General features: G+C 57.6%; 16 protein-coding genes. 14 read left to right on the forward strand and 2 right to left on the reverse strand.

The window, feature by feature from the left end:
* Positions 1-28: 28 nt before the first annotated feature.
* From ACR0E2_RS03440 to ACR0E2_RS03475, 8 genes are all read left to right on the forward strand, one after another.
* Positions 29-1,114 (forward strand): AI-2E family transporter, encoded by a 1,086-nt coding sequence (locus tag ACR0E2_RS03440; protein ID WP_480445183.1) that lies wholly within the window; start codon positions 29-31, stop codon positions 1,112-1,114.
* A 3-nt stretch (positions 1,115-1,117) separates the two neighbouring features.
* The gene (locus ACR0E2_RS03445) at positions 1,118-2,230 is read left to right on the forward strand and encodes an acetoin utilization protein AcuC (RefSeq protein WP_480445185.1); all 1,113 of its coding nucleotides are present in this window, start codon (positions 1,118-1,120) and stop codon (positions 2,228-2,230) included.
* A gap of 116 nt (positions 2,231-2,346) precedes the next feature.
* Positions 2,347-3,324: an AAA family ATPase gene (locus tag ACR0E2_RS03450; protein WP_171168023.1), complete on the forward strand. Its 978-nt coding sequence runs from the start codon at positions 2,347-2,349 to the stop codon at positions 3,322-3,324.
* 16 nt (positions 3,325-3,340) lie between these two features.
* Positions 3,341-4,288, forward strand: a complete 948-nt coding sequence (locus ACR0E2_RS03455; protein ID WP_480445186.1) for a DUF58 domain-containing protein — start codon at positions 3,341-3,343, stop codon at positions 4,286-4,288.
* Positions 4,285-4,752: a DUF4381 domain-containing protein gene (locus ACR0E2_RS03460; protein ID WP_480445187.1), complete on the forward strand. Its 468-nt coding sequence runs from the start codon at positions 4,285-4,287 to the stop codon at positions 4,750-4,752. Before ACR0E2_RS03455 ends, ACR0E2_RS03460 begins: the two co-directional genes overlap by 4 nt.
* A gap of 5 nt (positions 4,753-4,757) precedes the next feature.
* Positions 4,758-5,741 carry a VWA domain-containing protein gene (locus tag ACR0E2_RS03465; protein ID WP_480445189.1) on the forward strand — a complete coding sequence of 328 codons (984 nt, stop codon included), beginning with the start codon at positions 4,758-4,760 and terminating at the stop codon, positions 5,739-5,741.
* A gap of 95 nt (positions 5,742-5,836) precedes the next feature.
* Positions 5,837-7,240, forward strand: coding sequence for a VWA domain-containing protein (locus ACR0E2_RS03470; protein WP_480445191.1), 1,404 nt, complete (start codon positions 5,837-5,839; stop codon positions 7,238-7,240).
* Entirely contained in the window at positions 7,237-8,466 is a 1,230-nt protein-coding gene (locus tag ACR0E2_RS03475; protein ID WP_480445192.1) for a hypothetical protein, read from the forward strand. The genes ACR0E2_RS03470 and ACR0E2_RS03475 overlap by 4 nt, the downstream gene beginning before the upstream one ends.
* A gap of 3 nt (positions 8,467-8,469) precedes the next feature.
* Here ACR0E2_RS03475 and ACR0E2_RS03480 read toward each other — a convergent pair whose 3' ends face one another.
* Positions 8,470-9,150 (reverse strand): Crp/Fnr family transcriptional regulator, encoded by a 681-nt coding sequence (locus tag ACR0E2_RS03480; protein ID WP_480445193.1) that lies wholly within the window; start codon positions 9,148-9,150, stop codon positions 8,470-8,472.
* Positions 9,151-9,348: 198 nt separating this feature from the next.
* On the opposite strand from ACR0E2_RS03480, the gene ACR0E2_RS03485 reads away from it, so the two are divergent.
* The 3 genes from ACR0E2_RS03485 (at position 9,349) to cls (ending at position 13,444) form a co-directional block, all read left to right on the forward strand.
* A complete protein-coding gene (locus ACR0E2_RS03485; RefSeq protein ID WP_480445195.1) occupies positions 9,349-10,959 on the forward strand; it encodes an arylsulfatase in 1,611 nt (536 codons plus the stop codon).
* A 74-nt stretch (positions 10,960-11,033) separates the two neighbouring features.
* A complete protein-coding gene (locus ACR0E2_RS03490; protein ID WP_480445197.1) occupies positions 11,034-12,008 on the forward strand; it encodes an HAD family hydrolase in 975 nt (324 codons plus the stop codon).
* A 23-nt stretch (positions 12,009-12,031) separates the two neighbouring features.
* Entirely contained in the window at positions 12,032-13,444 is a 1,413-nt protein-coding gene (gene cls / locus ACR0E2_RS03495; RefSeq protein ID WP_480445199.1) for a cardiolipin synthase, read from the forward strand.
* On the opposite strand, the gene ACR0E2_RS03500 is transcribed toward cls, so the two are convergent.
* Positions 13,441-13,875 carry an ion channel gene (locus ACR0E2_RS03500; RefSeq protein ID WP_170344179.1) on the reverse strand — a complete coding sequence of 145 codons (435 nt, stop codon included), beginning with the start codon at positions 13,873-13,875 and terminating at the stop codon, positions 13,441-13,443. The two genes, cls and ACR0E2_RS03500, sit on opposite strands and share 4 nt — an antisense overlap.
* Positions 13,876-14,048: 173 nt before the next feature.
* Here ACR0E2_RS03500 and ACR0E2_RS03505 point away from each other — a divergent pair, with 173 nt between their 5' ends.
* The 3 genes from ACR0E2_RS03505 to ACR0E2_RS03515 are packed head-to-tail and all read left to right on the forward strand — an operon-like array spanning position 14,049 to position 18,137.
* On the forward strand, positions 14,049-14,696 hold the full coding sequence (locus ACR0E2_RS03505) for an ABC transporter ATP-binding protein (protein ID WP_171639451.1): 648 nt from the start codon (positions 14,049-14,051) through the stop codon (positions 14,694-14,696).
* A complete protein-coding gene (locus ACR0E2_RS03510; RefSeq protein ID WP_480445201.1) occupies positions 14,693-17,107 on the forward strand; it encodes an ABC transporter permease in 2,415 nt (804 codons plus the stop codon). Before ACR0E2_RS03505 ends, ACR0E2_RS03510 begins: the two co-directional genes overlap by 4 nt.
* Positions 17,097-18,137 (forward strand): lipocalin-like domain-containing protein, encoded by a 1,041-nt coding sequence (locus ACR0E2_RS03515; protein ID WP_480445202.1) that lies wholly within the window; start codon positions 17,097-17,099, stop codon positions 18,135-18,137. The genes ACR0E2_RS03510 and ACR0E2_RS03515 overlap by 11 nt, the downstream gene beginning before the upstream one ends.
* Positions 18,138-18,148 lie beyond the last annotated feature (11 nt).

Consider the following 18,148-nt stretch of genomic DNA (forward strand, 5'->3'; position numbering starts at 1 on the left):
AGGAAATGGGCCAGATACAGGATACCGAATGACACCGGATCAAAAAGACATCACGGTTAGACCCAGGCTTCGATTGTCCGTTGTCCGGGATACATGCATCATCGCGACCCTGATCGTGCTGGGCCTCTATGCCGGTGCGAACTTCCTGATCCCGCTGGCCATGGCGCTGCTGGTCAATGTTCTGATCATCGCGCTGAGCGATCGCGTCGTAGCCCTGACCCGCGCTCCGGTCTGGCTGGCAAATATTGCCGGTGTGACCGTCGTTCTGGCGGGTTTGTTCATGATCATGTACGTGCTGGGCAGTCAGGCGACGCAGTTTGCACGATCCATCAGCACCTATGAAAACCAGTTTGACGGTGCGGTCGAGCGTGTAACGGGGCTGGTCGGCAACGACGTGACCACCTTCATTCGTGACAATCTGGTCAGTATCGACATGTCCTATGTCGCCCGCGTGTTGCTGGGCAGCGCCACTTCATTGTTGAACCAGTTCTTCCTGATCAGCCTTTATGTCGCCTTTCTGATGGCCGAACGGCTTGCCTTTCGGAAAAAGATCCAACTGGCCGCCGGAAATCCTGTCGCCGCAGCAGAGTTTTCCACCATGCTCGATGCGATTTCGGTCAGCTTGCAGCGCTATGTCGGCGTCAAAACCCTGATCAGCCTGATAACGGCAACCATCAGCTATACGGTTTTCCGCTCGCTTGGTCTGGAATACGCGGAAACCTGGGCCGTATTGACCTTTGCCCTGAACTTCATCCCCTCGATCGGTTCGATCATAGCGGTGTTTTTTCCGGCCATGATCGCGCTTGTTCAATTCGAAACGATCCTTCCCTTCCTGGTGATCGTGCTGGGATGTGGAACGATCCAATTCCTGATCGGCAATTTCCTGGATCCGGCCATGCTTGGCCGATCCCTGAACATGTCGACCTTTCTTGTCATTCTGGCCCTGACCTTCTGGACAACGGTCTGGGGTCTGATCGGCGCGTTTCTGAGCGTTCCTCTGACCGTATGCATCCTGATCGTGTTCAGCCACATCCCGGCCCTTCGGCCGGTCGCCATACTGATGTCATTGGATGGCAGGTTGGGCGAGGATAACAGTCAGGCCGCAGCAAGCTAGGTCATGAAGCGCCCCCTGTTCATCGGATCGGATATCTACCGCAACTCGACCTACGGTTCAAAACACCCGCTGGCCATCCCACGGGTTTCAACCGTCATCGATCTGTGTCGCGAACTAGGTTGGTTGACGCCCGAAAACTACCGCGTCAGCCCCTGCGCAAAGCCAAGTGTATTGGAAAGGTTTCATACGCCGGACTATATCGCCGCCCTGCAAAAGGCCGAAGCGGACCAGCACGTCACGGACGAAACACGGGATAAATACGGTTTGGGGACTCTGTCGAACCCGGTCTTCGCCGAGATGTACCGCCGGCCGGCAACCGCCGCCGGTGGTTCCATGCTGGCCGCCGAACTGATCCGGGATGGAGGGATCGTTTTCAACCCTGCGGGCGGCACCCACCATGGCCTTGCGGACCGGGCGAACGGGTTTTGTTATCTGAACGATCCGGTTCTGGCGATACAGACCCTTTTGAACGCCGGCATGGATCGCGTGGTCTATGTCGACATCGACGCCCATCATTGCGACGGGGTTGAACTTGCGTTTCACGGGTCGGACAGAGTTCGGATGATCTCGGTCCATGAAACGCGGCGATGGCCGTTCACGGGCCAACTTGAGGAAGACGCCGGTGGCGCGGCCTTCAACCTGCCTGTTCCAAGGCATCTGAACGACGACGAATTCGCCGCCATTCTGGATCAATTGATCCTGCCAGCGACCGAGGCGTTCAAACCGCAGGCGATTGTCCTGCAATGCGGTGCAGACGCCGTGGCCGAAGACCCGCTTTCGCGTTTGACCCTGTCCAACAACGCGCATTGGCGAACGGTCGCGGCGCTGAAGCCTCTTTCGCCTCGCTTTCTGGTTCTGGGTGGCGGCGGATACAATCCCTGGTCCGTAGGCCGCTTGTGGAGCGGCGTCTGGGCCACCCTGAGTGATTTCGAAATTCCTGACACACTTGATGTCGGTGCACAGAAAATCCTGCGGGATCTGACCTGGAGCAGGGCCGCGGGACAGGCGCCTCACCCCCATTGGCTGGACAGTTTGCGAGACGCGCCCAACACCGGGCCCATACGACAGGAACTGAGGAAAGATTTGCACCACCTCACCACCAGGCATTCACGGTAGATCGGTCCGCCAAAGCCTGTTAGCATTCCGATATTTCGGGATATTCCTGACCGGCTTACCCCCTGTTCCGTTATCAATTCGTTTCTTCCAGCTTGGCACCGATTGGACCACCACCCATGAATGCACTTAATCAGATACTTGATCTCAAAACCCGCATGGGCCAGTCCATCATCGGGCAAACCGAGGTCATCGACCGACTGCTGATCGGGATGCTGGCCAACGGAAACCTTCTGATCGAAGGTCTGCCCGGATTGGCCAAAACACGTGCAGTCAAGGCGATGGCGCGCAATCTGGATGCAGACTTCAGCCGGATCCAGTTCACGCCTGATCTGCTGCCTTCAGACGTGACGGGAACCGAAGTGTTTCAACAAACTGACGAAGGCGGCACCTTTCGGTTCGAACCCGGGCCGATCTTTGCCAATATCGTCCTCGCTGACGAAATCAACAGGGCACCGGCCAAGGTTCAGGCCGCATTGCTGGAGGCGATGGAAGAACGCCAGGTTACGGTTTCCGGGACCACTCACAAGATGGAACCGCTGTTCATCGTGATGGCAACCCAGAACCCCATTGAACAAGAAGGCACCTATCCCCTGCCCGAAGCGCAGATGGACCGGTTCCTGATGCATGTTCAGATCACCTATCCGCCGGTCGAGGACGAGGTTGAAGTGATCCGGCTGGTGCGGGGTGAAGAGATCGCCGCCGGGAAAGGCGCGTCAAGCGAGCCACCACCGACAATCCCGCAGGACGCCGTTTTTGCAGCGCGTTCGGAAATTGGGCAGATCCATGTTTCGGATGCAATGGATCGCTACATGGCCGATCTGGTTCAGGCAACCCGGACGCCTGCGGCGCTCAGCGAAGAACTGGCCAGCTGGATCGAAATCGGCGCCAGCCCGCGTGCCTCATTGGCATTGGACAAATGCGGTCGGGCGCATGCGTGGATGAACCAGCGTGACTATGTGGACCCTGCGGATATTCGAGCCATTGCACATGACGTGTTCCGTCACCGCATCACGCTGAGCTTCGAGGCGCAGGGGAACGCCAAAACGGCAGATGACGTGATCGCGGAAATCCTGCGTCTCGTCGCGCTGCCCTGACGGTTCGGGTTGGCGGGTGCAGCGATCCTCAGCATATCCCGATGATCCCCGCATTCACGTCAATGCGTATCACCTGTTGCGTCTGGAACTGCATTCTCGAGCCCTGAGCTTTTTGCCACGTCAGCCTGCCCGCTCAATCCTGAATGGCAGACACGCATCACGCCTGCGCGGACGCGGCCTGAATTTCGAGGAATTGCGCAACTACCAACCGGGCGACGACATCCGCACAATTGACTGGAAAGTCACGGCGCGAACCGGTGAGCCCCACGTCAGGGTCTATACCGAGGAACGAGACCGCCCTGCCCTGTTGCTGGTCGATCAGCGCGTTTCGATGTTTTTCGGAACCGAAGTCTACATGAAATCGGTCATCGCCGCCGAAGCTGCCGCAATCACCGCACATCGCGTTCTTGGTCAGGGCGATCGTGTCGGTGGTCTGGTATTCAACGACACAAGCGTTGCTGAACACAGGCCGCAGCGCCGCGCGGCGGCGCTCATGCGGTTTCTGTCTTCCATCGGGGCTGCCAATTCGGCCTTGTATGCTGCCTTGAACCCGCAACCCACCGTAACTTTGAATGACATGTTGTCGGAAGCCGTGCGTATGCCCCAAACCAACGGGCTGGTTTGCCTGTTTTCCGACTGCGACGGGCTTGACGAAAGATCGGAATCCCTGCTGCGCCGCATTGCGGTCTCAAACGATCTGATCGTGTTCAATATCGCTGACAAGACAGCAAAGGGGCTGGCGCCCGATCTGAAACTCACGGTCTCGGACGGGCGCGATCAGATCGAAATCGACAGCGCCGATCCCGAATTGTCCGGCAATATTCGCAAATCCATGGAAGACCGGTTGGACCACCTGCACACATGGTCCCGTCGATACGGTTTTCCGGTTGTTCCATTGACGACCGCGGAACCTGCCCTGGATCAGTTGCTGTATCTGTTCGGACATCGCAGGGGGCAGAAATGAGCATCGACACGACAGGGAAATCTCTGGTTGATCTGCTGAATATGCTCGAGCCGGCACCGGAACCCACGCCTGTTTCGATGTTTCCGCAGACATGGGGCTGGTTGGCGCTGGCCGTCATACTGCTTGGCCTTGCCGTACTGGTCAGTATTTTTTTCATCCGGCGAAGGCGGGCGAACGCGTATCGCTGCCATGCGCTGGCCGAGCTGGCAGACCCGGATATCACGTCCGCAAAAGTTGCCGAAATCCTTCGCCGCACCGCGTTGGTCGCATATCCGCGCAGGCAGGTTGCAGGGATTCACGGGGATGACTGGTTGAACTTCCTTTCGCAAACATCTGATGAAAAGTCTTTTTTATCAGAGGTCGGCCAAACACTGATCGACGCGCCGTACAAAGACCTGCCGCCAAACCGTGCCTTGACCCAGCTTGCTCGGCATTGGGTCAAGTCCCATAAACGGTATCGGTGAACGTGATGTTTTCCTTCTCAGCCCCCTGGGTATTTCTGCTTTTGCCGCTGCCGCTGCTGGTTTACGCCATTGCTCCGCCTCGGCGGGAAACAACCGTGTCCATTCGCATTCCGTTTTTTCGCCGCGTGGCCCAGGCGGCGGGTGTCGAGCCGCAATCCGGGTCAATGATCCGAACCCGGGCCCGGCTGCAAACGGCCAGCGCCGGCTTGATCTGGATACTTCTGGTTCTGGCGCTGGCGCGTCCGGAACGTCTGGGCGACCCCGTGGTGATGGAAAAATCTGCACGCGATGTGGTTTTGGCGCTGGATATCTCTGGCTCGATGGATCAGCGCGACTTCCAGACCGGATCCGGTGCCCCGATGCAACGGTTGGAGGCGGTCAAAGAGGTTCTCAAGCAGTTCATCTCTGAAAGAGATGGTGACAGGATGGCGCTGATCATCTTTGGAACACGCGCGTTCATTCAAGCGCCCTTCACGGAAGATCTGAACAGTTTGAACGGGTTCCTGGACCAAACTCAAGTTGGCATGGCGGGTCCGAACACGGCTTTGGGCGATGCGATCGGGCTTGGCATTCGAACTTTTGAATCCCGCGAGGTTGACCAGCGCATGATGATTGTTCTCAGCGATGGCGCCGATACGTCCAGTCGCATGACACCCGTCAATGCCTCGGCCATTGCTGCGGAAAAGAACGTGGTTGTGTATACGATTGGTGTCGGAGACCCGAATGCCACGGGCGAAGACCGTGTCGATCTTCAGGCGCTGAAGGACATAGCCGATCGTACGGGCGGAGAATATTTCTTTGCCGACGATGCAACGGCCCTTGAACAAACCTACGCACGCATTGACTCACTGAACCCCAGAATGGTGGAAACGCAAAGCTATCGCCCCAAGCAAAGCCTTGCCCATATTCCGTTACTCATCGCGTTGATCGTCATTATCGTCAGCATGACCTGGTTCCATTTCTCACAGCGACACCAGGGGGCCGTCTGACGATGGATCTGGCTGATTTTCATTTTATCCGAGGCTATTACCTGCCGCTTCTCATCCCCATCCTTGTGTTGTGGTGGCGGATCAGGCCCAGATCGATGGCAGACACCAAACTGCCATCAGGGATCGCCCCGCACCTTGCAGAGGCCTTGCTGCTGGGCAAAGAAGAATACGGGCGCATCCAGCCCATTGATGTTGCGCTGATCATTGCGGCGCTTGTCACTTTGGCGGCCTCGGGCCCGACATGGTCGCGCGCGCCCAACCCGTTGATCGCAGACACGGCCCCGTTGGTGATCGCTCTTAAAGTCACCGACAGCATGGAAAGCTCGGATCTTGCGCCATCGCGGCTGGATCGGGCACGGTTCAAGATTTCCGACCTGATCACCGAACGTGCCGGCGCACGTACCGCTTTGATCGCCTATGCAGGATCGCCGCACCGGGTTGCGCCTTTGACCGAAGACGCGAATATACTTCGTCCCTTGCTTGAGGGGTTGACGCCCGCGGTGATGCCAAAGGATGGCGATGCGGCAGCCGATGCGCTTGCGTTGGCTCAGTCCATTCTGGACGACAGCGACAGCCCGGGGGCGATTCTGTTCGTATTGGACGATCTTGATCCATCTCAGGTAGCTGGGCTAAGCTCCTCTTCTTCTGATATTTTCTTTCTCACCATGCTGCCGGATGGTGGTCGTATCGCGCAGCTGGACAACATCCCCAACGCCTCAGTGGTCGCGTTTTCGGACGACGATCGGGACATCAATCAACTGATGCGCCGCATTCAATCGGCCTATACTGCCGCGCTGGATGATGATGATCGTCTGGATTGGCAGGACAAGGGCTGGATCCTGGCCTGGCCTGCTGCGGTGTTGTCTCTGCTGTGGTTCCGCAAAGGCTGGGTAATTCGTTGGGCGTTTCTGGCTTTGATCGCATTGCCTTCATCCGGCGCGCGGGCAGAAGGGTGGCGAGACTGGTTTTTCACCTCCGACCAACAAGGCCAGATCGCGATGAACCAAAAACGCTTTGGCGACGCGGCCGAGATGTTCGAAGATCCATATCACAAGGGATATGCTTATCTCAGGGATGGTCAATACGAAAAGGCGTCGTCCGTGTTTTCCACGCTGGACACGCCGGAAGCTGCGTTTGCCGAAGGTATGGCCCGCATAAGAAACCGCGAGTATCGCCCAGCCATATCGGCGTTCCAGACCGCCTTGGAACGTCGCCCCGACTGGCCTGAAGCCCAGCACAATCTCGACCTGTCCAAGGCCATCCTGGATTATGTCGAAACGACACGTGAGCAGTCTGACACAGGGGAAGAGGCTGGCATCGGTGCCGATGATACGGTGTTTGACAACGATGCAGCACGCGGCAGTGACACCACGGTTCAAACCCCCAAGGACGGGCCACAGTCACTGTCCGCCGACCAGTGGATCAGCATGATCGACACCGACATGCAGGATTTTCTGAGAAACCGCTTCCTTTTGGAAATTCAGGAGCAAACAGAATGAGATACCTAGCTGTCTTCATCCTGTTGTTGCCGTTATCCGTGTCCGCACAGGAAAACTCAGCCTATCAACCTAGGGTATCAGTGGACGTCCCGATCGAGGCCGTCATCGTCGGCCAGCCCGCCATCGTCCGCATCAAGGTTCTGGTTCCGACCTTCATGCCGCAGCCGCCGGTATTCCCATCATTGGAGCAACAAAATATCCTGGTTCGGTTGCCCGAGCGAGCTTCTGGCCCGATAAGCGAAACGGTGGACGGAGAAACGTGGTCCGGCGTACAGCGCAGTTATCGCCTGTATCCGCTGACATCAGGGCCTGTTGCGTATGATGCGCAAGAGGTTGTCGTGACATTTGCCGACCCGCAGTCCAATGACCCGGTTCAGGTTTCGGTGGCGCTTCCTTCCATACAGCTGAACGCAGAGATCCCCGAGGGCGCTCAAGGTCTTGACCCGCTGATCATCGCAAGTGGTTTCTCTCTTGATCAGAAGCTGGACGGTCCGACCGATATGCAGGCCGGTGATTCCATCACGCGCGAGATAAGCGCGCAGATCGCTGGCACCACGGCCCTGACAATCCCGGCGCTGACGCCGCAGGATCAAAGCCAACTGCTTCGCGCCTATCCCAAGGAGCCCCGCTTTTCGGAAACAGAAGACCGGGGCATCTTGTCCGGGCAGCGGGTCGAAGAAACCGTGTACATCGCCCAAGATGGTGGCGAAACACAGTTGTCGGCCGTTTCCATCGACTGGTTCAATCTGGACACCGGTCAGATCGAAACGGCATCACTTCCCCCGACCAAGCTGACACTGGCACTACCCAGGCGACAGCCGCCTGACGCGCAAACCATCATCAAATCAGTTCTTTACCTTGTCATTGTTGTATTCGCATTGTGGACATTGGGAAGATTTCTGCGCCCGCGCTATGCAACCTGGAAAACGGAACGGCGCCGCAGATATCTGGCATCGGAGAAATATGCCGTCGATGCCTTGCGATCCGCTTTAATATCACGGGATTTGCCTGCGGTTTATCAGGCATTGGATCTTTGGAAATCACGCAGCGCGCATCCCAAGTGTTCTTTGGATCTTGAGAGAAGTCTGATGAAGATCGGTGCGGCGCGGTATTCAGCGACGGCTGGCAACAGCTCGGAAGACTGGCATGCCGCCATGCTAAACCTGGGCGCACTGAAAAGCCCGACAGAACGAAAGAGCGGGTCTTTGCCCCCGCTCAATCCTTAGACTTCAACTTTGACAGTTGCTGATCAGCTTGCGCCGGTCGATCAACCGTAGTCGGCCATACCCCAATTCCACAAGGCCCAGATCTGCCAGATGATGCAGATGCCGATGCAAGGTCGGCTGAGATACCGCAACCATTTCAGCAAGTTCTTCCTGAGACACAACAATCCATCCGTCCGAACTCAAAGCACCTTCGTCAAGATGCAACAGACGCAGTACAAGGCGCTTTTCAGACCCCGTAACCGCAAGATTGGCCATGATGCGCAGAGCAGTCTTCATGTTTTCATGCGTTAACGCATAGAAATCACGGATGTATTCTGGGTTTTTCTGAACCAGGCGTTCTACCCGCGAGCCGGGAAAATACAAGGTGCGGGTTTTTTGCGTTGCCACGACGCTGACCAGTCGTTTGGCTTCGGCAAACAGCGCAAGATCCCCGATCCAGAATCCTGATCCATCCTGATGCAATACGAATTCCTGTCCATCATCGGCAGGTGCCGTGATCTGAAGCGCGCCTGCGAGCACCGCATGAATACCGTTGGCGCGGTCACCGTGGTGGTACAGGGTTTCTCCGGAATCGAAGGTTCTTTGAATTGCGCACGTCATAAGATCGCTCTGAAACTTTGAATCGCGCGTGCCAAACCAGTCGGTATTGGCCAGAATCCGCATATCGTCATCAGAATCAAACATTTGTATCTTTCAAAGTGATCATATGATAAGTTTTCGATACGTTTCATCGCGTAAAATAGCTGTGTTCACTGCTCGAACAAGAAATTGTTTTTATTCGGGCAATCAAGAACTTGCTTGCAGCTTCAAGTTATAAGCTAGCGGCTTCAATTAAATTTCAATTTTCCGGGTCATTAAGGCTCGACTGATCAGGAGCACTTCATGTCTTCTCCACGAATGATTGCAGATAATTGGCGTAGAACACTGCGCCGGTTCGCGGTGGCGACCGTAACTGTCGCCCTTGCCGTGCCCGCCTGGGCGCAGGATCAAAAGCCCAATATTCTTGTGATATGGGGCGACGATATCGGTCAATCCAACATCTCGGCTTATACCATGGGTCTGATGGGATATCAGACGCCCAATATCGACAGGGTTGCCAAAGAAGGCATGATCTTCACCGATTATTACGGTGAACAATCCTGTACCGCCGGCCGTTCGTCATACATCATGGGGCAATCCGTGTTCCGCACCGGTCTTTCCAAAGTCGGCCTGCCTGGGGCAGATCTCGGAATGCAGGTTGAAGACCCAACTATCCCGGGGCTTCTCAAAGACCACGGCTATGTGACCGGTCAATTCGGCAAAAACCACCTTGGTGACAAAGACGAACATCTTCCGACAAACCACGGTTTTGATGAGTTTTTTGGCAATCTTTACCACCTGAATGCCGAAGAAGAGCCGGAAAACGAAGACTATCCGGGTGATCGCGTTCTGGCGGATGGGCGCACCTTCCGCGAGGCCTATGGCCCGCGCGGCGTCATCAAATCCAAATCCGATGGCACGATCGAAGACACCGGACCGTTGACCCGCAAGCGCATGGAAACGGTAGATGACGAAACCGTGGCCGCGGCCATCGACTTCATCAAGCGGGCGCATGAGCAAGGTCAGCCCTTCTATGTCTGGTGGAACGGTACCCGCATGCACTTCCGCACCCACGTCAAAGACGAGATGCGCGCCAAGGCCAATGAGTTGTCGGGGCGGGTCGCTGATGAATACACCGCCGGTATGATCGAACACGACATGCATGTAGGTCAGCTGCTGGATCTGCTGGACGAGCTTGGCATCGCCGACAACACGATCGTCCATTATTCCACTGACAACGGTCCCCACATAAACACCTGGCCGGATGCGGCTGCCACGCCGTTCTGGGGCGAGAAGAATACCAACTGGGAAGGTGGTTGGCGTGTTCCGTCAATGGTACGCTGGCCGGGCAAGATCGAGGCCGGATCAGTCACAAACGAGATCGTGCATCACATGGACTGGCTGCCCACTTACCTCGCCGTGGCCGGCGATCCGGACATCAAGGAAAAACTGAAGGCCGGCTACAGCTCATCGGGCATGGGTCGCGACTATAAGGTGCACCTTGATGGCTACAATATTCTGCCGCTGCTGACTGGTGAGACTGCGGCAAGCCCCCGGAAAGAAATCTTCTATTTCTCGGATGATGGTGACCTCACGGCGCTGCGTTTCGAAGACTGGAAGCTCATCTTCCTGGAGCAGAAAGCCTGGGCCACGTTGCGTGCCTGGATCGAGCCATGGACCGAACTGCGCATCCCGCTGATCGTCAACCTGCGCCGCGATCCGTATGAACGCGCGTATCGCACGTCAAACACCTATTACGATTGGCTGTTGGACCGGGCTTATTTCCTTGTGCCCGCCCAGCAATACGTTGGCAACTTCCTCAGTACGTTCCAGGAGTTCCCGCCACGTCAGAAAGCAGCCAGCTTCAACCTAGATCAGGTCATGGAGAAGCTGACAACGCCGACCAACAACTAGGCCCGGCGGCCCCACGCTGTAGGCCGCCCTGCGCAGGGCGGCCTTTTTTCAACACAACAGTTATCGAGATCTTCATGAAACACGTTCTTTTAGGTGCCTTTCTGACCTGTGTTCCCGTATCCCTGCTCGCTGATCCGCTGCCCAGTTGGAACGCCACAGCGGCAAAAGAGGCGATCCTTGAATTCGTGTCCAGTGTTACCGACGCGGAAGGACCTGACTATGTCACGCCTTCAGATCGGATCGCGGTATTTGACAATGACGGCACACTCTGGGCAGAACAGCCGGTTTATTTCCAGTTTATCTTTGCCATGGATCGGCTTTCTGAACTGGCTGAACAAGATCCTTCGATCCTGTCCACACCCGTTTTGAAAGCCGCTGCCGAAGGTGATCTTGCGACGGTTCTTCAAGGGGGCCACGATGCGTTGATCGAAGTTGTCAACGCGTCACATTCCGGAACGACTGTCGAGGCGTTTCAGGCCCAAGTCGCGGAATGGCTGGCCGAGGCCCGACACCCGGACACCGGATTGCCCTATGACCAGATGACCTATCAGCCCATGGTCGAGCTGTTGCGCTATCTTCGGGACGAAGGGTTCAAGACCTATATTGTCTCGGGCGGCGGCATTCACTTCATGCGGGTCTTCGCGGAACAGGCCTATGGCATTCCGCCGGAACAGGTTCTGGGCACATATGGAAACTCGACATTCGAAGATGTCGATGGCGTTCCGACTGTCATCAAGGCCCCCGGGATTGCCTTCATCGACGACAAGGAAGGCAAACCCATCAACATCGAACGCACGATCGGCAAACGCCCCATTCTGGCCGGAGGAAACTCAGACGGCGATTTCGCCATGCTGGATTGGACAACCTCGGGTAGCGGACCACGGCTGGGTGTTCTGATCCATCATACGGATGCCGAACGTGAATGGGCCTATGATCGGGAAAGTCCGATTGGGCGGTTGGTTGACGGTCTGGATCAGGGGCCGGACAAAGGCTGGATCATCGTTGATATGGCGAAAGACTGGTCGCGGGTCTACACTGGAGGAAACTGAACGACCCGAAAGACTTAACGCCCATGTGGACATTGCTTGTATCCATCTTCGTTTTTGCGTTGTACGCAACTGCAGTTGTGTTTTCGGTGCGCGCGGCACAAACCGCGCGCACACCGCAAGGAGCCGTTGGCTGGGTGGTCTTTTTGGTATCGGCGCCAATCTTTGCGGTTCCGATGTACCTGTTTCTGGGGCATCACAGGTTTCGCGGCTACCGCATCTCGCGCCAACAAAGCGAACGGGTCGTCGAAGGCATCAAGACCTTTGCTGACTACTCCAGACCTGACCCATCCACGATGTCGGTCAATCCACGACCATTCGAATTTCTGGCTCATCTTCCGGTATCCAGTGGCAATGGCGCTCAGCTTCTGATCGATGGTCAGGCAACGTTTGACGCCATTTTTCAGGCGATAGACGAGGCCAGGAACTACATCCTGATCCAATTCTATATCGTCAGAGACGATACATTGGGCCGACAGCTTCAGACCAAGCTGATCGAGGCTGCGAAACGCGGGGTACATGTCCGTTTCATGACCGATGCCGTCGGCAGCTATGGATTGGCAAACACCTATCTGGACACAATGCGCGAGGCCGGAATTGACGTGGCCGACCCGCGTGAGCAACGCGGGCCGAATTTCAGGTTTCAGCTGAATTACCGGAACCATCGCAAAACCGTCATCATCGACGGTGAAACAGGCTTTATCGGCGGTCACAACGTGGGTGTTGAATATCTGGGCGAAGACCCGCATTTCGGCCATTGGCGCGACACGCATATCAAGATGACCGGCCACATCGTCCGGCAATTGCAGCTCATCTTTACCGAAGACTGGCACTGGGCCCGCGATGAAGACCTGATTGACGACCTCGACTGGGCAGGCAGCGAGGCCGAGCAAGACATGAATGCCCTATTGGTGGCCACCGGACCCGGAGACGAAACCGAAACCGGCGCCATGATGTTCTTTTCGGCCATCGCCGAGGCGAAAGAAAGACTGTGGATTGCCTCGCCCTATTTTGTGCCCGACATCGACGTCATGACCGCCCTGCAACATGCAGCGATGCGCGGTGTGGACGTGCGCATCCTTGTCCCGGATATGATTGATCATCGGCTGCCGTGGTTGGCTGCTTTTGCCTATTTCGACGAAATCCGCGACTGCGGCGTGCGCGTGTTCCGATACACGGACGGTTTCATGCACCAGAAGGTTTTCGTGGTTGACGACACGCTGGCTGCGGTCGGCACGACCAATCTGGACAACCGGTCCTTCCGGCTGAACTTCGAGGCGATGGCCCTGTTTTTCGATGCCCGCGCAGCACTGGCTGTTGATCACATGCTGCGCGCGGATTTCGAGGCAAGCTATGAATTGACGCGCAGTCTGGCCCAGCAACCCGCGCATATCCGGTTTGGCGCCCCATTGGCGCGGTTGTTTGCGCCTATCCTCTAGGTAAAGAACTTCTCTTGAAAGACACGCGTCATCATCGCCACCAGATAAGCGGTCGACAGACCAAAGGCCAGAAGACCAGCAACCGCGGCAAAAGACCCAAAGATGCGCAACCCTTCGCCCAAAACGATATCGCCATATCCCAGGGTCGTGAACGTCACCAATGAGAAATAGATGGCCGAGTTCCAATCCGGCAAAACCTCAAGCAACACCCAGACGATGGCCCAAATCCAGACCTGAATCGTGTGCGTGGCGACGATAAAGGCCAAAGATACCGCGATTGGTGCTGCCGTTCCAAAGAACACCCCCTTGGCGGACCATTTTTCATCCCACTTGATGATCGTGACGGTACACCAGGTCAGCAAGAGAATCTCGACCAAGAAGCAGAGCGCCAGAAATGTACTGCCCCAAACGATCTGATGCAGCAACGTCATGTTTTTCATCCCGATTTACGACAGTTTACCGTCCGGGCAGAATGGCCCTTTGAGGTGCAGGGCACAACCCCGGCGATCGTGAGGAACGCCTGCGGCGAATGGAACCGAGTGCGGGTCCGCACTGGACAGTTTGGAATTCCATCGCACATCCTTGGAAGAAAAAAGGCCAGATCATGCTGTTGACCATCGACCGTGTTCAGAAAACCTATCCCGGCGGGCGCCCGGTTCTGCGCGACGTGTCGCTGACATTGGATGAAGGGCAGACACTGGCCCTGACCGGCGAAAGCGGCAGTGGCAAAAGCACTCTGCTGAACCTTGCCGCAGCGCTTGACTGTTTCGACAGCGGTGAAATCATCTTGAACCGAACGCCTCTGTCCAATCTGGACGATGCCGGGAGGGCCGAATTGCGGCGCAGTCAGCTTTCGTTGGTGTTTCAGCAGTTCAATCTGATCCCTTCGCTGACCGTTGCGCAGAACCTTTCCTTTCACGCCCGCCTTGCCGCCGCCGAGGATGCCGATTGGACCGCGCATCTGACCGAACGCTTGGGCCTGTCCGATCTTTTGGACAGATATCCCGAAAACCTGTCCGGCGGGCAACAGCAGCGGGTGGCGATTGGTCGTGCCATGGCAGCGCGTCCGAAACTGCTGCTGGCGGATGAGCCCACGGGCAATCTGGATGAAACCGCCAGCGCAAGGGTTCTGGATCTGATGTTGGCCTTGGTGGCTGATACCGGCGCAGCCCTTCTGTTGGTCACGCATTCCCAACAGATTGCAGCCCGCTTGGATCGAACCGTCCAGCTCTGCGGTGGTCGTATCCAATGACACGCGCCGTCATTCAGGCTTTGATGTCCCACTGGCGGGTGCACTGGTTGCAACTGGCGACGCTTTTGACAGGCATCGCGTTGGCCACCGGTCTCTGGTCCGCGGTTCAGGCCATCAATGCCGAAGCGCGCGCCAGCTATGCCCGGGCCAACGCGCAGCTTGCCCTTGGGCAGTTCGACGAGCTGCGCGATCCTTCCGGTCTGATCCCGGTTTCTCGTTACGTCGATCTGCGTCGTGCTGGCTGGCAGGTGGCGGCCGTCCTGGAGGGCCCCTATCGTATTCAGGGCCGCACATTGCGCCTGATAGGTGTGGACATGGTCGCCTACCCGGCCCTGCCCGCCATAAGCGAAACCGACCAAAGCACCGCGCCGACTGAGCCGGCGGACATGCTGACCGCTCCGGGGCGGCTTCTGGTCGCGGCAGAGCTGGAGCCGCTGTTGCACGACCAGAACAACCTTCCGCCGTTTTCAATCACCGCGGCGTTGCCACCGGACGTTATTCTGACGGATATCGGCACAGCCGAAGCCCTGCTGAACCAAACCGGTTTCATCTCGCGCCTCATTGTGTTGCCGGATCAGCCGCGTGATCGGCCACCTTTGGCCGAAGTCGCGCCCGAACTGGAGCGCGCCAGCCCATCCTCGCAAGTCGATACTGCTCGGCTGACTGACAGTTTTCACCTGAACCTGTCGGCTTTTGGCCTGTTGTCCTTTGCCGTTGGCCTGTTCATCGTGAACGGCACCGTCGGGCTGGCTTTTGCCCAACGCCGAGGCATGATCCGCACCCTGCGTGCACTGGGCGTTTCGATGCGGCGGCTGGTCTTCCTGATCCTGACCGAACTGACGGGGCTGGCCCTGATCGGTGGAACCTTGGGTCTGCTTCTTGGGTTCTTTCTGGCCGGAGAGTTGTTGCCCGATGTCGCAGCAACCCTTCGCGGCCTGTATGGTGCGCCCGTGACCGGACAGCTGACATTGCACCCCCATTGGGTGTTTGCCGGGATGGCGATGGCTGTCTGCGGCACCTTGTTTGCCAGTGGCCATGCGCTGTGGCGATTGTCTCGTATGCCCCTGCTGGCGGGGCCCGGTGTGCAAGCCTGGCAGGGCAATGCTGGCACACGCCTTGTGACAGGTTTGCTCGGCTTGGCCCTGATCGCCGGCGGTGTCATCACCTATCTCGGCATCGGTGGTCTGGTTGCCGGTTTCGTGCTGTTAGCCGGATTGCTGACGGGTGCAGCGCTTTTGTTGCCGGCGCTTCTGACCTTTGCGCTTTCCGTCTTTGGCAACAGATCCCGTGGCGCCGTCGCGCAGTGGGTCTGGGCCGACATGCGTGCACAATTGCCCGGGCTGTCGCTTGCCCTGATGGCCCTGTTGCTTGCGCTTGCGGCAAATATCGGTGTGGGCACAATGGTTTCAAGTTTCCGGCTGACCTTTGTCGGCTGGCTCGACCAGCGCCTAACTTCAGAGCTGTATCTGACCGTCCGTGACGAAGAACAGGGGCGCGAGATCACGGAATGGCTGCGGCCACAGGTCGACGCCATCCTTCCAATTCGCAACATAGAACTGTCGCACGAGACGGGCCCCCTGTTTCTGTACGGGGTCATTGACGATCCGGTCTATCGGCAGCACTGGCCGTTGATATCGGCAAACTCGACCGTATGGGACGACGTCATGGCCGGAGACGCGGTGCTGATCAACGAACAACTGGCACGGCGCGCAAATCTCTGGCCCGGAGATACGCTGACACTGCCCCCGGATCACGCGCTGACCATCGCCGGGGTTTATTCGGATTATGGAAATCCAACCGGGCAAGCCATTGTGTCGATGAGCCAACTTGACCGGATCGCGCCGGGGGCTGAAACCCGACGGTTTGGCATCCGTTTGAACCCCGAACAGGCGACTGAAATGGCGCAAACCTTGCGCGAGCGGTTCGCCCTGCCGCGTCAGGCCGTGGTCCAGCAGGCCGCCATGAAGGCGCAATCATTGGCAATCTTCGAAAAGACCTTTGTCGTGACCTCGGCTCTCAATGTTCTGACCCTCGGCGTGGCGGGATTTGCCATACTCACCAGCCTGCTGACCCTATGGACCCAGCGCCTGCCTCAGATAGCTCCGGTATGGGCGCTGGGACTGAACCGGGCGCAACTGGCGCGGCTGGAGCTTTTGCGCAGCGTACTGCTCGCGGCTCTGACCGCGTGTCTGGCGTTGCCGCTTGGTCTGATCCTCGCCTGGGTTCTGTTGGCAGTGATCAATGTGCAAGCCTTTGGCTGGCGGTTGCCGATGTTCGTGTTTCCATGGGATTGGTTGTGGCTGATCCTGCTGACCCTGCTGGCCGCCCTGGTTGCAGCGGCCCTGCCAGCGCTGCGCATGTTGCGTCTGCCCCCTGCCGATTTGCTGAAGGTGTTCGCCAATGAACGTTAATGCCCTTTTGGCCGTTCTCGTGTTTTTGTGCCCATCGCCTCTTTGGGCGCAGGGCTATGCAGGTCTTGGAGGTTCGGCGGAAGGATTCGAGGTTCCGCAGGCGGGCTTTGAATTCGACTTTCCCAAAGACCACGGACCTCATCCCGCTTATCGGATCGAATGGTGGTATCTGACGGCCAACCTCAAAGGCGAGGACGGGCGTGACTATGGCATCCAATGGACCCTTTTCCGGTCGGCCCTGAAACCGTTTGAAACAGATGGATGGCAAAGCCCGCAGATCTGGATGGGCCATGCGGCTGTCACCACGCCTGACACCCACTTTTTTGCCGAACGCCTGTCGCGCGGGGGAATTGGGCAGGCAGGTGTTGCGGTGCAACCGTTCGAGGCCTGGATCGACGAATGGCGCATGGCCGGACCGGATATGGACACCCTGACCCTGACCGCAAACGGGGCTGATTTCGGGTACGATCTTGCGCTGAGCGCACAAGGCCCGTTGGTGTTTCATGGCCAAGCGGGCTATTCCGTCAAATCCGCCGACGGACAAGCCAGCTATTACTATTCGCAACCCTTCTATTCAGTCGAAGGCGTACTGCACCTGCCGGATGGCGATATGCGCGTCACCGGTCAGGGCTGGCTGGACCGGGAATGGTCTTCGCAACCCCTGGCCGAGGATCAAACCGGCTGGGATTGGTTTTCGCTCAGCTTCGAGGACGGGGACAAGCTGATGGCCTTTCGCTTGCGCGGTGGTCGCGGCGATTTCACTTCGGCCACATGGATCAATTCAGACGGCAGCACCGATGCCATCCCCGACGGATCCGTCAGGCTCGAGCCGCTTGCGACCGATCTGGTGGCAGGGCGCGACGTCCCGACGCAATGGCGCGTCGTGCTTGCGGACCGAGGCATCGACGTCAAGGTATCCGCCCTGACGCCGGACGCCTGGATGGGGACACGTTTTGAATATTGGGAGGGTCCGGTCACGGTCACCGGCAGCCACGAGGGCGTCGGGTATCTCGAGATGACGGGCTACTGACCTGGCTGCGG

The sequence above is a fragment of the Ruegeria sp. A4 genome, assembly GCF_056543025.1.